This is a genomic window from Dyella sp. OK584, from assembly GCF_057787755.1.
Genome location: NZ_CM173542.1, coordinates 1,608,573 through 1,627,935 on the forward strand (window position 1 = coordinate 1,608,573; position 19,363 = coordinate 1,627,935).

General features: G+C 63.1%; 14 protein-coding genes. 8 read left to right on the forward strand and 6 right to left on the reverse strand.

Annotated features, from left to right (window positions below):
- The first annotated feature begins 20 nt into the window (after nucleotides 1-20).
- The 3 genes from folB (at nucleotide 21) to AC3CBN_RS07200 (ending at nucleotide 1,759) form a co-directional block, all read left to right on the forward strand.
- Entirely contained in the window at nucleotides 21-380 is a 360-nt protein-coding gene (gene folB, locus AC3CBN_RS07190; RefSeq protein WP_488636126.1) for a dihydroneopterin aldolase, read from the forward strand.
- A 2-nt stretch (nucleotides 381-382) separates the two neighbouring features.
- Nucleotides 383-865: a 2-amino-4-hydroxy-6-hydroxymethyldihydropteridine diphosphokinase gene (gene folK, locus AC3CBN_RS07195; protein ID WP_488636127.1), complete on the forward strand. Its 483-nt coding sequence runs from the start codon at nucleotides 383-385 to the stop codon at nucleotides 863-865.
- Nucleotides 866-1,009: 144 nt separating this feature from the next.
- A complete protein-coding gene (locus tag AC3CBN_RS07200) occupies nucleotides 1,010-1,759 on the forward strand; it encodes a response regulator transcription factor (protein ID WP_488636128.1) in 750 nt (249 codons plus the stop codon).
- Here the strand turns inward: AC3CBN_RS07200 and AC3CBN_RS07205 are convergent.
- Nucleotides 1,750-3,195 carry a sensor histidine kinase gene (locus AC3CBN_RS07205; RefSeq protein WP_488636129.1) on the reverse strand — a complete coding sequence of 482 codons (1,446 nt, stop codon included), beginning with the start codon at nucleotides 3,193-3,195 and terminating at the stop codon, nucleotides 1,750-1,752. The two genes, AC3CBN_RS07200 and AC3CBN_RS07205, sit on opposite strands and share 10 nt — an antisense overlap.
- 260 nt (nucleotides 3,196-3,455) lie before the next feature.
- Between AC3CBN_RS07205 and AC3CBN_RS07210 the strand changes: the two genes are divergently transcribed.
- The 3 genes from AC3CBN_RS07210 to AC3CBN_RS07220 all read left to right on the forward strand — a co-directional run bounded on the left by AC3CBN_RS07210 (nucleotide 3,456) and on the right by AC3CBN_RS07220 (nucleotide 9,610).
- Nucleotides 3,456-6,398: an ESPR-type extended signal peptide-containing protein gene (locus AC3CBN_RS07210; RefSeq protein ID WP_488636130.1), complete on the forward strand. Its 2,943-nt coding sequence runs from the start codon at nucleotides 3,456-3,458 to the stop codon at nucleotides 6,396-6,398.
- A gap of 62 nt (nucleotides 6,399-6,460) precedes the next feature.
- Nucleotides 6,461-8,416: a S8 family serine peptidase gene (locus AC3CBN_RS07215; protein ID WP_488636131.1), complete on the forward strand. Its 1,956-nt coding sequence runs from the start codon at nucleotides 6,461-6,463 to the stop codon at nucleotides 8,414-8,416.
- 336 nt (nucleotides 8,417-8,752) lie between these two features.
- Nucleotides 8,753-9,610 carry a DUF6159 family protein gene (locus AC3CBN_RS07220; RefSeq protein ID WP_488636132.1) on the forward strand — a complete coding sequence of 286 codons (858 nt, stop codon included), beginning with the start codon at nucleotides 8,753-8,755 and terminating at the stop codon, nucleotides 9,608-9,610.
- Between the two features lie 127 nt (nucleotides 9,611-9,737).
- On the opposite strand, the gene AC3CBN_RS07225 is transcribed toward AC3CBN_RS07220, so the two are convergent.
- On the reverse strand, nucleotides 9,738-10,484 hold the full coding sequence (locus AC3CBN_RS07225; RefSeq protein WP_488636133.1) for a pteridine reductase: 747 nt from the start codon (nucleotides 10,482-10,484) through the stop codon (nucleotides 9,738-9,740).
- Between the two features lie 58 nt (nucleotides 10,485-10,542).
- On the reverse strand, nucleotides 10,543-11,178 hold the full coding sequence (locus AC3CBN_RS07230) for a hypothetical protein (RefSeq protein ID WP_488636134.1): 636 nt from the start codon (nucleotides 11,176-11,178) through the stop codon (nucleotides 10,543-10,545).
- 201 nt (nucleotides 11,179-11,379) lie between these two features.
- Between AC3CBN_RS07230 and AC3CBN_RS07235 the strand changes: the two genes are divergently transcribed.
- Together AC3CBN_RS07235 and AC3CBN_RS07240 are read left to right on the forward strand one after the other, a co-directional pair.
- Nucleotides 11,380-13,560 carry a TonB-dependent receptor gene (locus AC3CBN_RS07235; RefSeq protein ID WP_488636135.1) on the forward strand — a complete coding sequence of 727 codons (2,181 nt, stop codon included), beginning with the start codon at nucleotides 11,380-11,382 and terminating at the stop codon, nucleotides 13,558-13,560.
- Between the two features lie 100 nt (nucleotides 13,561-13,660).
- Entirely contained in the window at nucleotides 13,661-14,854 is a 1,194-nt protein-coding gene (locus tag AC3CBN_RS07240; protein ID WP_488636136.1) for a class I SAM-dependent methyltransferase, read from the forward strand.
- 92 nt (nucleotides 14,855-14,946) lie between these two features.
- Here AC3CBN_RS07240 and AC3CBN_RS07245 read toward each other — a convergent pair whose 3' ends face one another.
- The 3 genes from AC3CBN_RS07245 to AC3CBN_RS07255 form a co-directional block, all read right to left on the reverse strand.
- The gene (locus AC3CBN_RS07245) at nucleotides 14,947-16,947 is read right to left on the reverse strand and encodes an LTA synthase family protein (protein WP_488636137.1); all 2,001 of its coding nucleotides are present in this window, start codon (nucleotides 16,945-16,947) and stop codon (nucleotides 14,947-14,949) included.
- Nucleotides 16,948-17,115: 168 nt separating this feature from the next.
- Nucleotides 17,116-18,345, reverse strand: a complete 1,230-nt coding sequence (locus tag AC3CBN_RS07250; RefSeq protein WP_488636138.1) for a multifunctional CCA addition/repair protein — start codon at nucleotides 18,343-18,345, stop codon at nucleotides 17,116-17,118.
- Between the two features lie 65 nt (nucleotides 18,346-18,410).
- On the reverse strand, nucleotides 18,411-19,355 hold the full coding sequence (locus tag AC3CBN_RS07255) for a complex I NDUFA9 subunit family protein (protein WP_488636139.1): 945 nt from the start codon (nucleotides 19,353-19,355) through the stop codon (nucleotides 18,411-18,413).
- Nucleotides 19,356-19,363 lie beyond the last annotated feature (8 nt).

Consider the following 19,363-nt stretch of genomic DNA (forward strand, 5'->3'; position numbering starts at 1 on the left):
GCATCCGCTACCCTATCGGCATGGATATCGTTTTCATCGAAGACCTGCGCATCGATGCCGTCATCGGCATCTACGACTGGGAACGCCGCGTGCGACAGACGCTGTCGTTCGATATCGAGATGGCGTTCGACAACACCGTGCCTGCCGCCAGCGACGACATCGCGCATACGCTCAACTACAAGGACGTATCCAAGCGGCTGATCGATGTCGTGGGCGCTTCCAGTTTCGGCCTGGTGGAGACGCTGGCCGAGCGATGCGCAGCGATCATTCGCGAGGAGTTCGGGGTGTCGTGGGTGCGCCTGAAGCTGTCAAAGCCTGGCGCCGTGCGCGGTGCAAAGGCTGTCGGCGTTCGCATCGAGCGCGGCACGCGTCCGCAGTAGCGATGGCACGCGTCTATCTGAGCCTGGGTTCCAATCTCGATCCCAAGCGTTACCTCAATGCCGCGCTGGACGAACTGCGCGATCGGTTCGGCGCATTGACCGTGTCGCCGGCCTATCTCAGCAAATCGGTGGGTTTCGATGGCGCCGAATTCGTGAATCTCGCCGTGGGCATGGATACGAATCTTTCGCCCGAAGCGCTCAACGACTGGCTGCACGCGCTGGAGGATCGCCATGGTCGCCGCCGCGACGTGCCGCGTTTTTCCGACCGCACGCTGGATGTGGACATCGTGCTGTATGACGACCTGGTGCGGCAGGGTGAAGGGCACTTGGACATTCCGCGCAAGGAGCTGCGCCACGCGTTCGTGCTCAAGCCCATCGCCGATATCGCGCCGTCACTGGTGCATCCGGTGAGCGGGCAAACGATGGCAGACCTGTGGGCGGCGTTTCCGGCGGAGAGCGAACCATTGGCAGTGGAGTTGCTCTGACAGCCCCGTTTTGCCTGGCGCATGTTCCAGTTTTTCAGGCCGCGCCGGAGCGCGCTGTTCTGTCGGCGGCTTGACGTCGTGGGTGTCGGCGCACTATGAGTGTGCGCCTTGCAACCCTGATACCTGACATGACGCCCGCGCCGCATGACTGACCGACATTCGAAGATGGCCGCCCGTTCACCGGCCCGCGCCTGGCACATTGGTGTGCTCGAAGACGATGCGCAATTGCGCGAAGGCATCATCATTCCGGGATTGCGCTACTTCGGTTTCGAAGTGGTCGGTGCCGGCACAGCGGCGGAGCTCTATCGACACATGTTGCGCCAGCGCTTCGACATGGTGGTGCTGGATATCGGCCTGCCCGACGAAGACGGCCTGAGCGTGGTAAAGCATCTGCGCGAGATTTCGAGCCTCGGCATACTCATGCTTACCGGCAACACTGGCCAGGACGACCATATCCAGGCACTTGCCAACGGCGCGGATGCCTTTCTGTCCAAGCCAGTGAACATCGAAGTGCTGGCCGCCACGCTGCACAGCGTGGCGCGGCGGCTCGCCTCGGGGGTTCGCGATGGTGGCGCGGCGGTTTACGAAACCGGTGCTTCCAGTGGTTGGCGCCTGGATACAGACGATTGGTGCCTGGTCACTCCCGCCGGGCAGGCGCTCCCGTTGACCGCGCCGGAGCGCTGCATACTGCGTGTGTTGATCGCCGCACAGGGCGAACCGGTGTCGCGTGAAACGCTCATCGCTGCGTTGACGTCAGACGTGTACGAATTCGATCCGCATCGTCTGGAGATGATGGTGCACCGGCTCAGGCGCAAAGCGCAGGATGCAGCCGGGCAACCGTTGCCATTGCTGACGGCGCGCGGGCAGGGCTATCTCTTCGCCTCTCAGGCCTGATCCGAAAGCTGTGGTGTCATTGGCGAGGAGCGGGACGCGGCCGCACCAAGCGGAAGGCGAACGCGAAACTGGGTGCCTGCATTTGGGGCGCTAGTGACGTGGATCTGGCCCTGGGCTGTCTCGATCATGCTGGCGACCACCGACAGGCCAAGGCCGGTACCCCGGCCAAAGGGCTTGGTGGTGTAGAACGGCTCGAACACCTTGGCCTGTACGTCCGGCGGCATGCCGGTTCCGGTGTCGGACATGATCAGCTGCAACGCCGGTTCCGCGGCCAGTTTTTCCAGGGCGATCGTGAACAGGCCACCTTCGGGCATCGCATCGCGCGCATTGGCAGCGATATTGAGAATCATCAGTTCGTATTGCCCACGATCCAGGTGCAGCGGCATGTGGCCGGGTGGCATCTGGATATCCAGCTGGATATAGCGGCCCAGCAGCTGGCGAAGCATCGGTTGGAGCTCGGCTAGTGCGGTCGCCGCATCGAAGACTTGCGTTTCGCCCACGTCCTGGCGGCTGAAATTAAGCAGTTTGCGGCTGATCGCCAGCGCGCGCAGCGCGGCCAGTTCGATGCCTTCGAGTGCGTTTAGCAGCGCTGGCGTACCGAGGTCGGCCAGCTGCTCGCGTTGCGATGCATAGCCGAGCACCACGTTGAGAACATTGTCGAAATCATGCGCGACACCGCTGGCCGCGCGGCCGATGGCATCCATTTTCCGCGAATGAATCAGCTGGTTCTGCGTACGCTCGCGTTCCACGATTTCATCGTGCAGTCGCTGGTTGGCCAATTCGAGTGCTACGCCGCGCTGGATGGATTGGTCGAGTGTCGTGCGCAGTGCTGTGATGGTCCGGTCGAGAATCAGCGCCACCAGCAGATAAGCCACGATCAGAAGCGGCAGGGCGTGGAAAACATTCCACGTCAATCCCGCCGTGTCGCCCAGCCAAAGGCCATCGGCGAGCTGACCCAACACAAAGACGCCAATCACCGCGACGTAGATCGACCACAACGTGCGGCGACCCAGCACGATGCCGCCCGTGGCCAGAATCAGCAGTGGGACCGGATCTGGCGGTGCATGGCGGTAGCCCGTCAGCGCATAGGCCGACGCCGCCGAAAGCAGCATCACCCACAGAAATAGCCCGATGCCAAGGTGAAAACGCCCCCGTCGGATCAACCAAACGCCGGTCCAGGCAGCCAGCGTAATGAACACGTCAGTGCCCAGATCCACCAGGCGCGCAATGGACCAACCCTCATGTTCCACGACCAGCGCGTAGAACTGGCTGAAGGGCACGGCCAAGCCTGCCGCCATGAGCAGCACTTGCATGAAGGGTGCGTTGAGGCGGTCGACCGGGTCATCCGTTGGAGCCCGCGCCAGCCATTCCCGCACCGCACGTAAACCCGGAATGGCCAACAGATGGTCCTCGGTAACTGCGACTTTCCCGCCCATTCTTCCTCGCCCTGAACAGGTGAGCAAGTGTGAGGTTCGTGAGGCCGGAAAGTCTCGTGCTTAACGTGCGCAAGCGTGCGTGACTTCGCGTTGTGCCTCGCCGAACCTCGACGCGCTTTACATCACAGGGCGCGATGACGCCCCTTCATTTTTTAGTTACCGGAAGGTAAGCGACGGCATCGGGAGGTCTGCAACGACCCAATGCCGTGAAGCCGCTGGGGAGCGGCTGCGTCGCCGGACGGTTCTTGGGGAGAATCTTGGTGAACACGATCTACAGCAAAGTCTGGAACCACGCGCTGGGTGCCGTGGTGGTGGCTTCCGAGCACGCCAGCGGGGCAGGCAAGGGCAAGCAGCGCACGGTGCGCAAGGTCGCCCTCGCAGCATTCGTTGGCGGCGTGGCTCTGTTGCCGCTTGCCGCCAGCGCCTGTACGGGCCTTTCCTGGCCGGGCAGCGGCCTTGCCAACCCGACCGATTCGCTGACTTGCTCAGCATTAGCTGCGACGCAGGGCATGGTCACCGTCCAGTCCGTCACTACCGGTACCAATACGGCCGTGGCCGATACCACGCCGTTCTTCCAGCTTTCGGGCGACAACACCGGCGCGACGGCCAATGCCGTTGTAGGTGGCTACAACGACGTGGCGATCGGCTCCGGCGCTGCTACTGCAGGCAGCAATAGCGTCGCGCTGGGCACCAACAGCAAGGCCGCGACCGACAACAGCACGGCGCTTGGCTACAACGCGCAGGCCAATGGCAGCGCAGCCATGGCTGTCGGCGCCAATACAGTAGCCGGCGGCAGCAACACGATCGCCTTCGGCAATGGTGCGCAGGCGACAGGTGCGAATGCGACCGCCTTCGGCGTCGGCTCAGTCGCCACGGGCAGTAACTCGCTGGTGGTTGGCGCAGGTGGCCAAGCCAAGGGTGCCAACAGCATGGTGGTCGGCGCCGGCTATGCCGACGTGAACTCGACCGGCACCCTTGTGATCGGTATGGGCGCGGAAGCGGTCGACACCACGGGTACTGGCGGTGTGCTGCAGAAGTCCATTTACAACACCGTGATCGGCACGAGTGCCATCGCATACGGATCGCAGTACGGCGTGGCCATCGGCTATGGCGCGGGTACCGCACAGGCGTCAGTCAATGCTGTCGCCATTGGTCGGCAGGCGATCGGTTATGGCAATGGTGCCGTGGCTTTAGGTGCAGGCGCCTATGCGGTTGGGCCTGGTTCGACGGCGGTCGGCGGCTGGTATGACGTGAATCAGGACGGCAAGTTACCCGGCGCCAACTCGCAGGGCTTCGAAAAGACCTGGACGCTTGGCACGGCCTCCAGCGCCTTTGGTGCGGGCGCCCGCGCCTGGGGTGATTTCAGTGTTGCGCTAGGTGCGCAGGCTAATGCCAGTGGCAGTCAGGTGTTGGGTGGTGACCAGACCGCCGGCTCGGTGGCCATCGGCTATCAGTCCAACGCGGGCGGCGACGGCAGCGTTGCCATTGGCCGCGGCAGCATCGCCAATGGCACCAACATGGGCGTCAACAATGGCACGGCAGTTGGCGTTCAGAGCGTGGCATGGGGTGAGGACAGTGTCGCGTTGGGCCATCACGCCATCGCGGCTTACGTCCAGGATCAGGCCGTGGGTGTCAACGCTTGGGCCGGTGGTGGACTGGGTACGCGCAACATGGCCATCGGCAATGGCGCGACCGCGGGCAATCCCAACGCCGATCCGACTGATGCTTCGCAGAACGTCAGCGATGCCATTGCCATCGGCGCATTGTCGTCGGCCAGTCGCAATCAATCGATGGCGGTGGGCATCAATGCCATCGCGGCGGGTGAGCAAAGCGTGTCGAACGGTTTTGGTGCCGATGCCGAAGGCGATTACTCGATAGCAGCCGGCTCCGGTAGCTACGCCCTGGGCGTGGGCTCGGCAGCATTCGGTAGCAGTGCGGTTGCACAGAATGATTTCGGCACGGCCATTGGTTATGGCGCGACGGCGACGGCCAAGAATGCCGTGGCGTTGGGTGCCAACTCCTTCGTCGACCACGACGACAGCGTGGCGTTGGGTGCTAACTCCATCGCCGACCACAACAACAGCGTGGCCTTAGGTGCTAACTCTATCGCCGACCGTGACAGCACGGTGTCGGTGGGCAGCACGGGTGCCGAGCGTCAGATCGTAAACGTGGCGAAGGGCACGGAAGATACCGATGCGGTCAACAAGTGGCAGATGGATCAGGCGATCGCGGGCGTGGGTGCCACGTCCGCCACCAACATGCAGTTGTACGGCGATGCAATGGCGAAGGCCCTGGGCGGCAATGCCTCGATGACGGTAAATGGATTCACGGGCCCGAGCTATAGGATCCAGGGCGCTGCGTACTCCGATGTCGGCGGTGCATTGCAGGCGCTGGACACCGGGCTTACCCAGCTGACCACCACGATTACCTCGATGGGCACGACGATCCCTGCCGGCATCGGTAATGGTCTGGCGATCGGCAATGGCAGCGTGGCCACCGATGGCCGCGACACCGCGATTGGTCATGGCGCGGTCGTTGGCGCTGACGGAAGCACGGCACTGGGCAATAACGCGACCATCGCTGCGAGTGCCACCAACGCGGTGGCCATCGGTGCCGATACCAGCGTCACAGCAGCTTCGGGCACGGCGATAGGCCAGGGCGCACAGGTCACCGCTTCCAACGCGGTGGCGCTGGGCGCGGGTTCGGTGGCCAATCAGGCCAACACGGTGTCGGTTGGCACCGTGGGCGGCGAGCGTCGCGTCACCAATGTCGCTGCGGGTACGGCCGCCACCGATGCCGCCAACGTCAGCCAGGTGAACGAGGCATTGGCCACGGCAAAGACCTATGCCGATGCCGGCGACCAGAAGACGCTTGATGCCGCCAAGGCTTATACCGATCAGGCCATCAGCAACACCGACCTCAACAGCTTTCGCAATCAGGTCAACGACCAGTTCACCAAGGTCAATCGTCGACTCGATCGCGTCGGCGCGATGGGCGCGGCGATGGCGCAGATGACGTCCAACACGTCGGGTCTTGCCGGTGACAACCGCGTGGGTGTGGGTGCGGGCAACTACAGCGGCCAGCAGGCACTGTCAGTCGGCTATCAGCGCGCGTTCAACGCGAACCACGCAAGCGTGTCGGTCGGCGCTTCGGTGTCCGGGTCGGAAAGCTCGGTGGGCGTCGGCGGCGGCTTCAGCTGGTAAGGCGAGGGTGGGGCGCGCCATGCGCCCCGTCTTTCTTGCGAACAACAATCTCGGGGATCCACATGAATCGTTCGAACTTTCTTCGCCTCACCGCCTTGGCTGCTGCCATGGGCTTTTGTACGGCGCACGCTGCAACCACGGTTGTTTCGTCGGATATTGCAAGCAAGATCAACGCGCGCACCATGCAGAGCACCGGTCACTACGACCGCTTTATCGTCACGTATCGCAATGGCACCACTGAGCGCACCAGTGCGCAGGCTGCCACGCAAAACATGAGCGCGGCCGTTTCGCGAGCCCAGCTCCGCGCCTCGGCCAATGCCGCCTCCGGTGCAGCACTCGGCGTGTCATGGAAGCGCAAGTTGGCTATCGGTGCGGACCTGCTGCACACCAGCCGCAAGCTCAACGGCAACGAAGCCTTGGCATTGATGCAGCAGATCGCGGCCGATCCGGCGGTGGCGCATGTCGAGCCGGACGTGATGCTGCATGCGGTCAAGGATTTTGCGGCACCGGCCAGCGCAAGCCCGGGTGGCAGTGCGCCGAACGACACCAATTTCCCGCTGCAGTGGCATATGCGCCCCGGTAACGGCACGGCTGAAAAGATCGGCAGGGACACAACCCCCTTCGCCAACTGGGGTGGCAGCGGTGCTTCATCGGCGTGGACCAGCTACGACGGCAGCGGCGTAACCGTGGCGGTGATCGATACCGGCGTGATCCACCACGCCGATCTCAACGAGACGCTCGCTGGTGCGGGCTACGACATGATCAATGATGGCTTCGTGTCCGGACGTGGAACGGATGGGCGCGTTCCCGGCGGTTGGGATCTCGGCGACTGGACCAATGCGGAGCCGTACATCACCGAGTGCTTGAACGGCAATGCGAGCCAGGGCGAGGCGAGCAGCTGGCATGGTAGTCATGTGTTCGGCAACATTGCCGCGAAGAACAACAACAGCAGCGGCGTGGATGGTATCGCCACCAACGCGCAGGTGGTGCCGATTCGCGCGCTTGGTCACTGCGGTGGCTACACCTCGGATATTGCCGACGCAATCACCTGGGCTTCCGGTGGCCACGTGGACAGCATTGCAGACAATACGCATCCGGCCCAGGTCATCAGCATGAGCCTTGGTGGCTCGGGCACGTGTGCTGCTGACGATGTCACCGGCACGGCGATCACCGCTGCCATTGCCCGCGGCGCCACCGTCGTGGTTGCAGCAGGCAACGACACGGACAACGTGGCCAATCACACGCCAGCAAGTTGCCCGGGCGTGATCGCGGTGGCTTCCGTGGGTATTACCGGCAAGCGCGCGTTCTACTCCAACTATGGCAGTGGCATCACCATCGCGGCGCCTGGCGGCGGCATTTATCCCAATGACGGCAGTTCGGGCACGCTGGTCGATGCTGGTTTCGTCTGGTCGACCGTGAGCAATAGTCCGACCACGGAGGATCAGGGCACGGCCGTTACCGGTGGTATGGCGGGTACATCCCAGGCGACGCCGCACGTGACGGGTATCGTCGCGCTGATGATCGAGGCAGTGAGTGAAGCGGGGCATGCGACGCTGACGCCAGACCAGATTCGTTTGGCCCTGGTCAACTCCGCGCGCAACTTCCCGAATACGCCGGATCACCCCATCGGCCCAGGCATTGTGGACGCGAGTGCTGCGATTGACGCCGCTGTCAATTTCAACTCCGTGGCCCCGTCGATTCTGCTGACCAACGGAGTAGCTGTTACTGGCGTGAGTGGCAAAGCAGGCGACTCGATCCTCTACCGCATCGACGTTCCGGGAGGAGCTACCAACCTCACGCTGCGCACGATAGGCGGAACGGGTGACGTATCTCTTTTTGCCAAACGCGGCAATCCGCCGTCTCCGGATGGTGGCAACGCGGATTTCAAATCGGTCAAGCCCGGCAACAACGAAAGCATCGTTCAGACCACGGTAGCCTCGGGTTCCTGGTACGTGCGGGTAGTTGGCGTAAAGGACTTCACCAACGTGCAGGTGTTGGCCAACTACGTTTCACATTGATAGCTGCAAGTCAGGAAGGAGGCGCGGGCCAAAACCGCGCCTCCTTTTTCATGCCCGGCTATCGAAGTAAGCAGTGCACCTGACTTTTTGTTTGATCGCGAGACCATGTCGAGTGCCTTGGATTCGGCTTTGCGGCGCCGCAACTTATGGATGGCCAGCCTTCGCCGGGGGCGTGAAGCCGATAGCTTTCGTGCTTCGGATGAAAGCGCGGATGAGGTGGCGCATCTATTCCGACCTGGGGGAAGGACGACGAACGTATGTGCCTGGGTGGCGTAGGCACTGTCGCCAGGTTGCGGCCGATGATAGAAACCCTCCGTCCACCACAAGGAGGTTTTTATGGCAGGTCGCTTTTCGCGCAGTTGGAGCCTGATGAAGGCTAGCGCTGCAGTGTTGCGTTCGGATAAATCACTACTGATGTTCCCGCTGGCGTCCAGCCTCTGCTGCCTGCTGGTGGCGGCGAGTTTCCTCATCCCCATCGGATTTGCAGTGGCTGCCGCAGGCGGTGTGGGCGAGACACACGAGCGTGCGTTGTCCACTGGCGGATACGTCGCGTTGTTCCTGTTTTATCTCGTGCAGTACTTCGTGATCATCTTTTTCAATACCGCGCTCGCAGGCGCGGCGCTAATGCGTCTGCGTGGTGAGTCCACCAGTTTTGCGGCGGGTTTTGCGTTGGCGCGCGAACGCGTGGTTAGCATCTTTGGCTATGCATTGATCGCGGCGACGGTCGGGCTGCTGCTGCGCGCACTGCAGGAGCGGTTGGGATTGATCGGCCGTCTGGTGGTAGGTTTCCTCGGCCTGGCGTGGACTGTGGCGACCTTTCTGGTGGTGCCGGTGCTGGCCAGTCAGGACGTGGGTCCGACCGAGGCAATCAAAACCAGCGTGGAGCTGCTCAAGCGCACCTGGGGCGAGAACATCATCGGCAATGCCGGCATCGGCATGGTGTTCGGCCTGCTGATGTTCCTGGCCATCGTGATCTCGGCGGTCCTGATCGGAGGCGCCTTCGCGATGCAGTCGATAGCTGCGGTGATCATCGCCATCGCCATTGCCGCGATCGGCCTTACCTTGCTTGGCCTGATCCAGGCTTCGCTGCAGGGCATTTATGCGGCGGCGCTATACCGCTATGCCGAAGAGGGGCAGGTGGGTTACGGCTTCGACCAGGCGATGCTGGAACAGGCGTTCAAGTCGAAGAAGTAAGTGTTTCCCCGGGGTGTGCTCCTGCTTTTTGTAGGAGCGCACCCTGTGCGCGACAAGCTTGCGCAATGGTGAAGCTGGAGGTCGGCGGTCGCCCACAGGGTGGGCTCCTACAGAAAAGCGCGTTGGCTTATACGGACAATGTCCGGCCGCCATCCACTCGAATGATCTGCCCCGTCACGAATGGGGCGTCGCGCAGCAGCCACAGCACGGCGCCGGCTACGTCTTCGGGCGAGCCGGCGCGTTGCAGCGGTGTGCGGGCCAGCATGGCCTGCTGTTCGTCGTAGGGTTTGCCATCGCTGGGCCACATCACGGCGCCCGGCGCTACGCCGTTCACGCGCACGTCGGGCCCCAGGTCCAGCGCCAGCGAGCGCGTCATGGCGGCCAATGCGGCTTTCGCCATGGAATACAGCGGATGGTTAGCGAGCGGGCGCTCGGCATAGATATCCACCAGGTTGACGATCGCGCCGTGCGTTTCGCGTAGCGCCGGAGTCGCTGCTTGCGCCAGAAAGAACGGTGCCTGTGCGTTGGAGGCGAACAGCTCGTTCCATTGTGCGTGCGTTGCTGTGCCAACCGGTGTGGCGTAGAACGTCGAGGCATTATTGACCAGGCCATCCAGACGTCCAAACCGGTTCAGTACTCGCTGCACCATGTCGGGCAACGAATCGATGTCGGCCAGCTCTGCCTGCACGGTATAGGTGCTGTCGTTGCGCTGGCGCTCGAGCGATGCGGCCAGCAGTTCGGCCTCCGTCGCCGAATGGCGATAGTGCAGGGCCAGGTCGTAACCGGCGGCGTGCAGCGTGCGGGCGATCACTGCGCCCACCCGCTTGCTTGCGCCGGTAATCAGGACGACGGGACGCTCATGGCGTGGACTCATGCGTGGGCTCCTGCTTGGCGCAATGGAATTGGGAGATTGCCGCAAAGCGTTGGAGTCGTCATCTCGTCTCCACCGCAGTGCCGTCGGCGAGCGTGTCTTCGACTTCGATGGTTGCACTGAACATTGCGATGGCGGTGCGCGCTACCTGTCCGGTGTCGTAGTACGCATACGCGCCCACTCCCATGGCACCAACCACCGGCAGCCAGCGCGATATGCCCTTGCCCAAGGCGCGCTGGGTCACCTTGACACCCACGGTCTTGGCGATGCGCTCGGCGACAGAATAGGTGACGCGTCGAAACAGCAGACGGTCGCCCACGCGCACGACCAGGTCGCGGAATGCCTGCGCCGCCGTGTGGCGAAACAGGCACCACAGCATCTGTTCGCGCCCCAGCACTGAGTGCTGACCATAGGCGGCGGCGATATCGCTGACCATCTGCGCCTGGATCTTCCAGATGGCAATCAGCTCCGGCACCACCGTCAGCCAGCCCAGCGGGCCGGGTGGCAATGCCAGCGAACCCGCCGTGAGCGCGGCCCGCTGGGCTGCGCGGGTTGCCAGCCGGTGCGCCTCCTTTTGCGGGTCCCTGCTTCCCTCGATGTTGCTGTCGGGGATCTGGCTGACGAAATCGAGGATGGCCTGGGTCACGCGGCTGTGGTCGGTGATGACGGCGGGGAGTTGTGAGGAAGATTTGGACATGGTCCGGCCGCTCGTTGCGCGTAAGGACGCCAGTCTAGGCGGCTGAAGTGAAATCCCGCTGACCTCGTTGGCTGGCGGGCCGCCAAACGCAGGAAGTTGCTTTGGCGGGCATGACTTTTGGGGCAGGCGTCGGTCGATCTGGAATGGCAATGTTATAACATATCGAAAATAACGACTTCACCGCCCCTTTCCGGAAACCTGATGAAACGCTCTCTGCTTGCCTTGAGTCTTGCTATCGCGCTGGGCACCGTCCCGGCTGTTTTCGCCCAGACCAGCCCGAATACGGACACCAGCAGCGTCGCGGGCGGTGATACCAACGATGCCGGCGCTACCCGCAACAAGCCGGCCAAAGTGCAGCAGCTGGGCACGGTGGACGTGACCGCCGCGCTCGACCAGGCGCGCAACGCGCTGTCGCCAGACACCGGCAGCAGCCAATACGTGATCGACCAGAAAGCCATCGCGGCGCTGCCGCTTGGCGATTCAACGCCGGTCAGTCAGGTGCTGCTGCAAGCGCCCGGTGTGGTGCAGGATTCCTACGGCGGCCTGCATGTGCGTGGCGATCACGCCAACCTGCAATACCGCGTCAATGGCGTAATCATCCCGGAATCGATTTCCGGATTTGGCCAGACGCTCGATGCGCGCACGATCCAGAACGTGAAGCTGCTCGACGGTGCGCTGCCGGCGCAGTACGGATTGCGCACCGCGGCGGTGGTCGACATCACCACCAAGAGCGGACATGACCTTGGCAACGGTGGCAGTGTTGGGATCACCGGCGGCTCGTTCGGTACGCTCAATCCGAACGCCTCGCTGTGGGGGAGCACCGACCGCTGGAGCTGGTTCATTACCGGCAACTACATGGAAAACGATGTCGGTATCGAGAATCCCACGTCGAGCCGCAAGCCGATCCACGATCACACCAATCAGGTGAAGGGCTTCGGTGATATCTCTTATCTGATCAACAGCGACACCCGCCTCAGCTTCCTCTTCGGTGTCAGCAACAACCGATTCCAGATCCCGAACAATCCGGGCCAGACGCCACAATTCGGCTACCTTGATACGGTCGATTTCGATTCGGCGAAACTCAACGAGCAGCAACGCGAGAACACGCGCTTTGGCGTGCTGGCGCTGCAGGGTAAGTTGGGTAGTACGAACTACCAGGTGTCGGTGGGTCAGCGTTACAGCAGTCTCGACTTCTCGCCCGACATGGTGGGCGACCTGATGTTCAATGGCGTCGCCGCAGCAGTAAATCGCACCAATCGTGCCAGCACGCTGCAGGCGGATTTCGCCACGCCGCTGGGCGATAACAACACTTTGCGCTACGGCGTCTACGGCAGCTTCGAGCACGCCGGTAGTGGCAACAACGCCTGGGTGTTCCCAGCGGACGCAGATGGCAACCAGACCAGCACCACGCCAATCAACATCATCGACAACAACCGCCTGACTGCGAAGACCTGGTCGGCCTACGTGCAGGACGAGTGGAGCATCAGCGACAAGTGGACGGTGAACTACGGCTTGCGTGGCGACCAGTACACGCTGACGCGCACCGAGAGCCAGCTGAGCCCGCGTGTTGGCGTGGTGTACCAGGCCACCGAGAGCACCACCGTGCATGCCGGCTACTCGCGCTATTTCACGCCGCCGGCTACGGAGATGATCACCACCTCCAATATCGCCAAGTTCGATGGCACCACCAACCAGGTATCCAATCCCGGCAACGCCACGCCGCTGGCCGAGCGTTCGGGCTATTTCGACGCCGGCGTGTCGCAGAACTTCGGTTCGTCGCTGACCATGGGCGTGGATGCGTACTACCGCAAGGTGACGCGACTGCAGGATGAAGGTCAGTTCGGTGCCGCTCTGGTCTACTCGACCTTCAATTACGCCCGCGGCCACATTGGCGGCATCGAGTACACGGTCAACTACGATTCGGGCCCGATCTCTGCCTATTTCAACTTTGCCTACAACCGGTCGATGGGTAAGAAAGTCATCACCAGCCAGTACAACTTCGCGGTGGATGATCTGGCCTACATCGCCGACAACTACATCCATCTGGACCACGACCAGGAGTACACCTCGTCAGGCGGCATCAGTTACGCCATCAATGACGCCACCAAGGTCGGCGCCGACTACATCTTCGGTAGCGGCTTGCGCAGGGACGGCGCGGTGCCGAACGGTGACTCGATGCCGGATTATTTCCAGCTCAATCTCAGCGTATCGCACGACTTCAACTTCGCCAGCACTGGCAAACTGCATACCCAGCTGGCCGTGATCAACGCGCTGGATCGTACGTACGAACTGCGCGATGGCACCGGCATCGGCGTGGGCGCGCCGCAGTTCGGTCCGCGACGCGGCGTGTACCTGAGCCTGCAGAAGGACTTCGACTTCTGAAGTCAGCTGGGCCGATGTCCCCGCCGCGGCCACCTCCCCCTCACGAGGCCGCGGCGGGGCATGGGTTATCCTTCGCGCGTTTCCCTGCAGGCAAACGCGCATGTCTTCCCTACTTCCCGACCCGAGCGCTGATGAGCGCGCTCACTCCGACCGACTGCTGACGCGTTTGCGCGAAGATATCGCCTCGCACGGTCCGATGCCGTTCTCGCAGTACATGGAGCGTTGCCTGTATGCGCCCGGGCTGGGCTACTACAGTGCGGGCAAGACCAAGTTTGGCGAGGCGGGTGATTTCATCACCGCGCCGGAATTGGGCGAGTTGTTTGCTCGATGCGTGGTGAACGCGATGTATCCGGTGCTGGACCTGCTTGGCGAGGACGCTGACTTCCTCGAACTCGGCGGCGGCAGCGGCTCGTTCGCCGAAGCGGCGATCAAGGCCTTCGCCGCCAACAGCACATTGCCGCGTCACTACCTCATCCTCGAACCCAGTGCAGACCTTCGCGAACGTCAGCGCGAGCGACTTCAGGCGGCCTTGCCAGATGACCTGTTTGCCCGAGTGCTGTGGTTGAACCGGCCGCCCGAGCAGGATTGGCGCGGCGTGCTGTTCGCCAACGAAGTGATCGACGCGCTGCCCACCACGCGCTTTGCGATGCGCGCGGGCGAAGTCTATGAAGAATACGTCGCACTGGACGGCGAAGGCCGCCTGATGCGCGTGGACCGCCCTGCCGATGCGCTGGTGTCGGGAGCGGTGCGTCACGTGGAACGCGATATCGGCGTCGAGTTCGCCGATGGCTATCGCTCGGAAATCCTGCCGCAGCTGCCTTATTGGGTGCAGGCGATCGCAGGTTCGCTCACCGCCGGCCTGATGCTGTTTATCGACTACGGCTACGTGCGGCGCGAGTTCTACCTGCCCGAACGAACGGACGGCACCCTGATGGCGCACTACCGTCATCGCGCGCACAATGATCCGCTCTATTTGCCGGGGTTGAACGACCTCACCGCATCGGTGGACTTCACCGCCATGGCCGAAGCTGGCAACAGCGCCGGCTTCGGCGTGGCCGGCTACCTGTCGCAAGCCCAGTTCCTGATCGGCAGCGGCCTGCAAGAGGCCTTCGAAGCAGCTTATGGCGCCGCTCCCGATGAAGTCGCTCGCTATCGCCTGGCGCAGGAAGTAAAAAAGCTGACCTTGCCTGACCAGATGGGCGAACGCTTCCAGGCCATGATGTTCGCTCGCAACATGGACGTCGTGCCGTTGCCCGCCGATCTGCTGGAAGCGGATCAGGGCGACCGACTCTGACGAGTTACGTACTGGCGCCGCCGTGATGCGGCGCTGGTTTCATCCGCGCGACATCCGCGCATGCGATCGCATGCGCGGATGTCCATGGGTGATTAGCGCGCGGCCGCTGTAGGTGCGAGTTGCTGGTCGGTCGGGCTCGGCTGCACGGGCGTGCTGTCTGCCTGGCGACGTGCCAGCTCGCCATGCTTGAACATGTACGCGGCCACCTGGTAGTACGCCGTGGCATCGTCCACCTGGTGCTGGTCGATCGGCGTGTTGGGCACGGCATCGCCATTGTCGAAGTTCGGTCGCACCTGCTCGAGTTTGCGCTGGGGTTCCAGCACGGTGAGCACATCGTTGCGCAGATAGCCGAGCTTTTCGTAGGTGGCCGGGAACGCCCGTTCGCGGCCAGGTTCAAGCTGGAAGATATCGGCACCGAAGAAGCGGCTACGGTAGCTGAAGTTCAGCAGGCCAAGCACGGTAGGAACGATATCTACCTGCGCCATCTGTCGCGTCACGCGTTGCGGCTGGATGTACTTGGGCGCGTAGATCCACAGCGGGATGTGGTAGCGGTTGATCGGCACGCTGGTGCGGCCGGCGCTCGATGCGCAGTGGTCGGCGGTGATCACGAAGATGGTGTTATCGAAGTACGGCCTGCTGCGCGCGCGCTTGATGAAATCGGCGATCGACCAGTCGGTGTAGGCCACGGCGGCTTCGCGCGTGCCGTTCTTCTGCGGTACACGGTTGGCCGGCACGGTGAAGGGGCGATGGTTGGACGTGGTCATCACGTGCAGGAAGAATGGCTTGCCCTGCGCGTTGGCCTCGTCCATCTGCTTGAGCGCGAGCGTGTAGAGATCTTCGTCGGCTACGCCCCACACGTTCTCGTGGTGGATCGTCTCGCCCTTGGCGATATCGTTGCGGTCCACCGCGCGATAGCCGTTGTGGGCGAAGAAATAATTCATGTTGTCGAAGTAGCCGTAGCCGCCATAGACAAAGTCGGACTGATAGCCGCGATCGTTGAACACGTTCGCCACCGAGAACAGGTTCTCGTTGTTGTGCGCCTTGACGATCGAATCGCCCGGCGTCGGCGGCACGGATAGCGACAGCGCCTCCAGGCCGCGCACGGTTCGCGTGCCATTGGCGTACAGGTTATCGAAGAACATGCTCTGATTGATCAGCGCATCGAGGTTGGGCGTGATGTTGCGCTTGTCACCAAACTCCTTCATGAAATCGGCCGACAGGCTTTCCACGCTGATCAGCACCACATTGAGGTGCTTCTCGGGGCCTGCATGGCGGATCTCACGCGTGAGGTCACGCGGATCGTCGCTGACGAAGGTGGCCTCTGGCGTCTTGATGAGGTCGCGCACGCGCTTGAAGGCTTCGTCGTCTGGCAGCGTGCGGTAGAAGCGCGAGTAGTCGAGATGGCTGCTGCGGAACGCGGCGAAGAATTCGTAGACGCCGTTGCCGGAAAGCTCGTTGACGTAGGCGTTGTCGGTGCGGTCCTTGTAGGTGCCCTTGAAGGCCACCGCGGTCACCACCGTGATCAGCAGCCACACCAGCACCACCTTGCTACGCTGCAGGAAGCGCGTGCCGTTGTCGCTGGCGAGCAAGCCGCGGCGGCTGAACCACACGATCAATAAGGTCGCCAGGGCGAGCAGACTGATCCAGGTGCCCAGCGGATACGACTCGCGGATATTGCCGATGACCTCGGTGGTGTAGACCAGGTAATCCACGGCGATGAAGTTGAAGCGCGTGCCGAACTCGGCCCAGAACACCAGCTCGGAAGCGCCGACGAACATCAGTCCGAACAGCGTCACCGCGGCACCGCCATACAGCAGCCATTGCCCAAGTCGCGATACGTAGATGCGCTGCGGTACCAGCCACAGGTAGAGCATCAATGGCCAGGCGAGGTAGACGAAGGCGATGAGGTCGTAGGCCAGGCCCACGCCAAACGCATACGCCCAATACAGCGGGTTGTGCGGCACGCCGCTGCCCGACATGAACAGCAGCGCGATGCGGGTGAGGGCGCCGATCAGCACATAGCTGATGGCCAGCCACAACAAGGGGCGGAACCGCTGGCGCAGCGGCGAAGTCGGAAGGTACGCAGTGGACACGGATGGCTCCGGAAAAAACCAGTTGACAGGCGCCTGGCTTCACCAGGGCGGCGGCTCGCGACCCGTCTTTATACACGGGCGATACCTGTCCGGGCGAACGGGAAGGGGCGTCGAACGAGTTAGTTTAACGCCTGGCGTCTTCCTGCCAGCTTTCCCGGTCAGGCCCGTTCAGCTGATCGACTGCCGCAAGGCCCCGATGGCTGCCACACGTGCGGCGGTCATGGCATCGCCAATGGCCGGCCCCGTGAGTCCCTGCGCCACGAACGGCTCCGAGCTGACCGCGGCCGCCACGGCGCGGGCCTGGCGCAGGTATTCGGCTTGGGGATAAGCGTCTTCTTCATGACCGAGACGACCGCGTTTGTCGGCCGCACAGGCAGCGAGGAACAACGTCAGGCGTTCGGGGCGTCGCAGCGCATCCAGCGACGACAACAGCCGCAGCACCGTGGCGGGCTTCAATTCAAAGGCCCGGTGGGCATTGAGGTGTTCGCGACAGACCTGCTCGGCCAGCGTGGCGTGCTCGGTCGGAACCCTCAGCCGCGCGACCAGGCGTTGCAGCGGCGCCACGCCGGCATGCTCGTGGCCGAGGTGGCGCGGCAGCACATCGGCGGAAGTCAGCGCCTTGCCGAGGTCATGGGTCAACGCGCAAAAGCCCACCACATCGTTGCCGGGCGCGATGCGCGCAGCCATGTCCAACACCATCTCCAAATGCACGCCGGTGTCGACTTCCGGGTGGAACTCCACGCGTTGCGGTACGCCGTACAGCGCATCCACTTCGGGAAACAGCACGGCCAGTGCGCCCGATTCGCGAAGTACCCGCAGGAATGCGGAAGGCTGGGCTTCCCCGAGCGCCTTGCGGGTTTCCTGCCATACCCGTTCGGGCACCAGATGATCGACCTCGCCAGCGCGCACCATCTCGCGCATCAGTTTCATCGTTTCGGGCGCCACGTAGAAACCCAGCGGGGCGAAGCGCGCTGCAAATCGCGCCACACGCAGCAGGCGCACGGGGTCTTCGACAAAGGCGGGCGATACATGACGCAGCAGACGTCGCTCGATATCGCGTGCACCGTCGAACGGATCGACCAGCGTGCCGTCCTCTGCCTGGGCCATCGCATTGATGGTGAGGTCGCGGCGTGCCAGATCCTCTTCCAGCGTCACCGATGGATCGGCATGGAATGCGAAGCCGTGGTAGCCGTGCCCGGTCTTTCGTTCGGTACGCGCCAGCGCGTACTCCTCGCCGGTTTGCGGATGCAGGAACACCGGAAAGTCCTTGCCCACGGGTCGATAACCCTGCGTGAGCAGGTCGTCGGGCCGCGCGCCCACCACGACATGGTCGTGATCGGCCACTGGCCGGCCCAGCAGTTTGTCGCGGACGGCGCCGCCGACGAGGTAGATGCGCATGGAGGGATTCTGCCATGGGAGCGCCGTCACGCCGGTACGCTCCGGCAGACGGGTCCCGCGGAAGGTCAGAGTGTCTGCTGCCGCGCCGCGGCAATCCGCCGTTGCCGCCCCGATGCCTGCAGGAGCACGGGAAGCCATGGGGACAGCGCTTGCGGCGCGATGCCGAGCTCGGCATAGCCATCCACCTTGCCCACCGAATCCGTACGCAGCGTGCGGAAGTTGTCGAGCGAGAACGGCTTGCCGGGAAGCAGCTCGGCGAACTGTGCCTGCAGCTGTCCGAGACTATCGGGCAGGGGAATGATCGGCGTGCGCAGTCCCATGGTGTCGCGGACCTTGTGCACGATCTCGCCCAGCGTGAGCACTTCCGGTCCGTACAGTTCCAGGGTCCGATCGACGCCGAGCTTGTCGTCGCCCACGCAGCGTGTGATCGCATCAACCACATCGCCCACCCACGTCGGTGCGAGGCGGGACGACGCGCGCGCCAACGGCAATGCCGGCATCTGTTGAAGCAACTTGGCGAAGCGATCGATCAGGCCACCGCCATCGCCAAACATCACGCTGGGCTCGTAGATGGTCCAGTCGAGCGAGGAGTTGCGCACATGCGCCTCGGCCTCGCCCTTGGTCTTGAGGTACTGCGACAAGCCTTGACCGGCCTTGAGCGCGCTCATCTGGTGCAGGCGCGACACGCCGGCGGCCAGGCAGGCGGCGGTCACGCGCTGGATCAATTCCACATGGGCGTGATGGAACGTCTGCTTGCCGAAGGAATTGAGGATGCCGACCAGATTGATCACAGCATCGGCGCCTTCAAACTGTCGCCGCAGTGCATTGCCGTCGTAGACGTCCACGCTGCGGATGCGCACCTCAGGCAGCACGCCCATCTCGCGGCGACGCTCGCGGTTGCGCGAGAGCAGAAGAATGCGATGGCCATCTGCCGCCAGTCGCGGCAGCAGATGCGTGCCGACGAAGCCGGTGCCGCCAAGCACCACCAGTTGCTGTGTTTTTCGGGTCAAGTACGGTC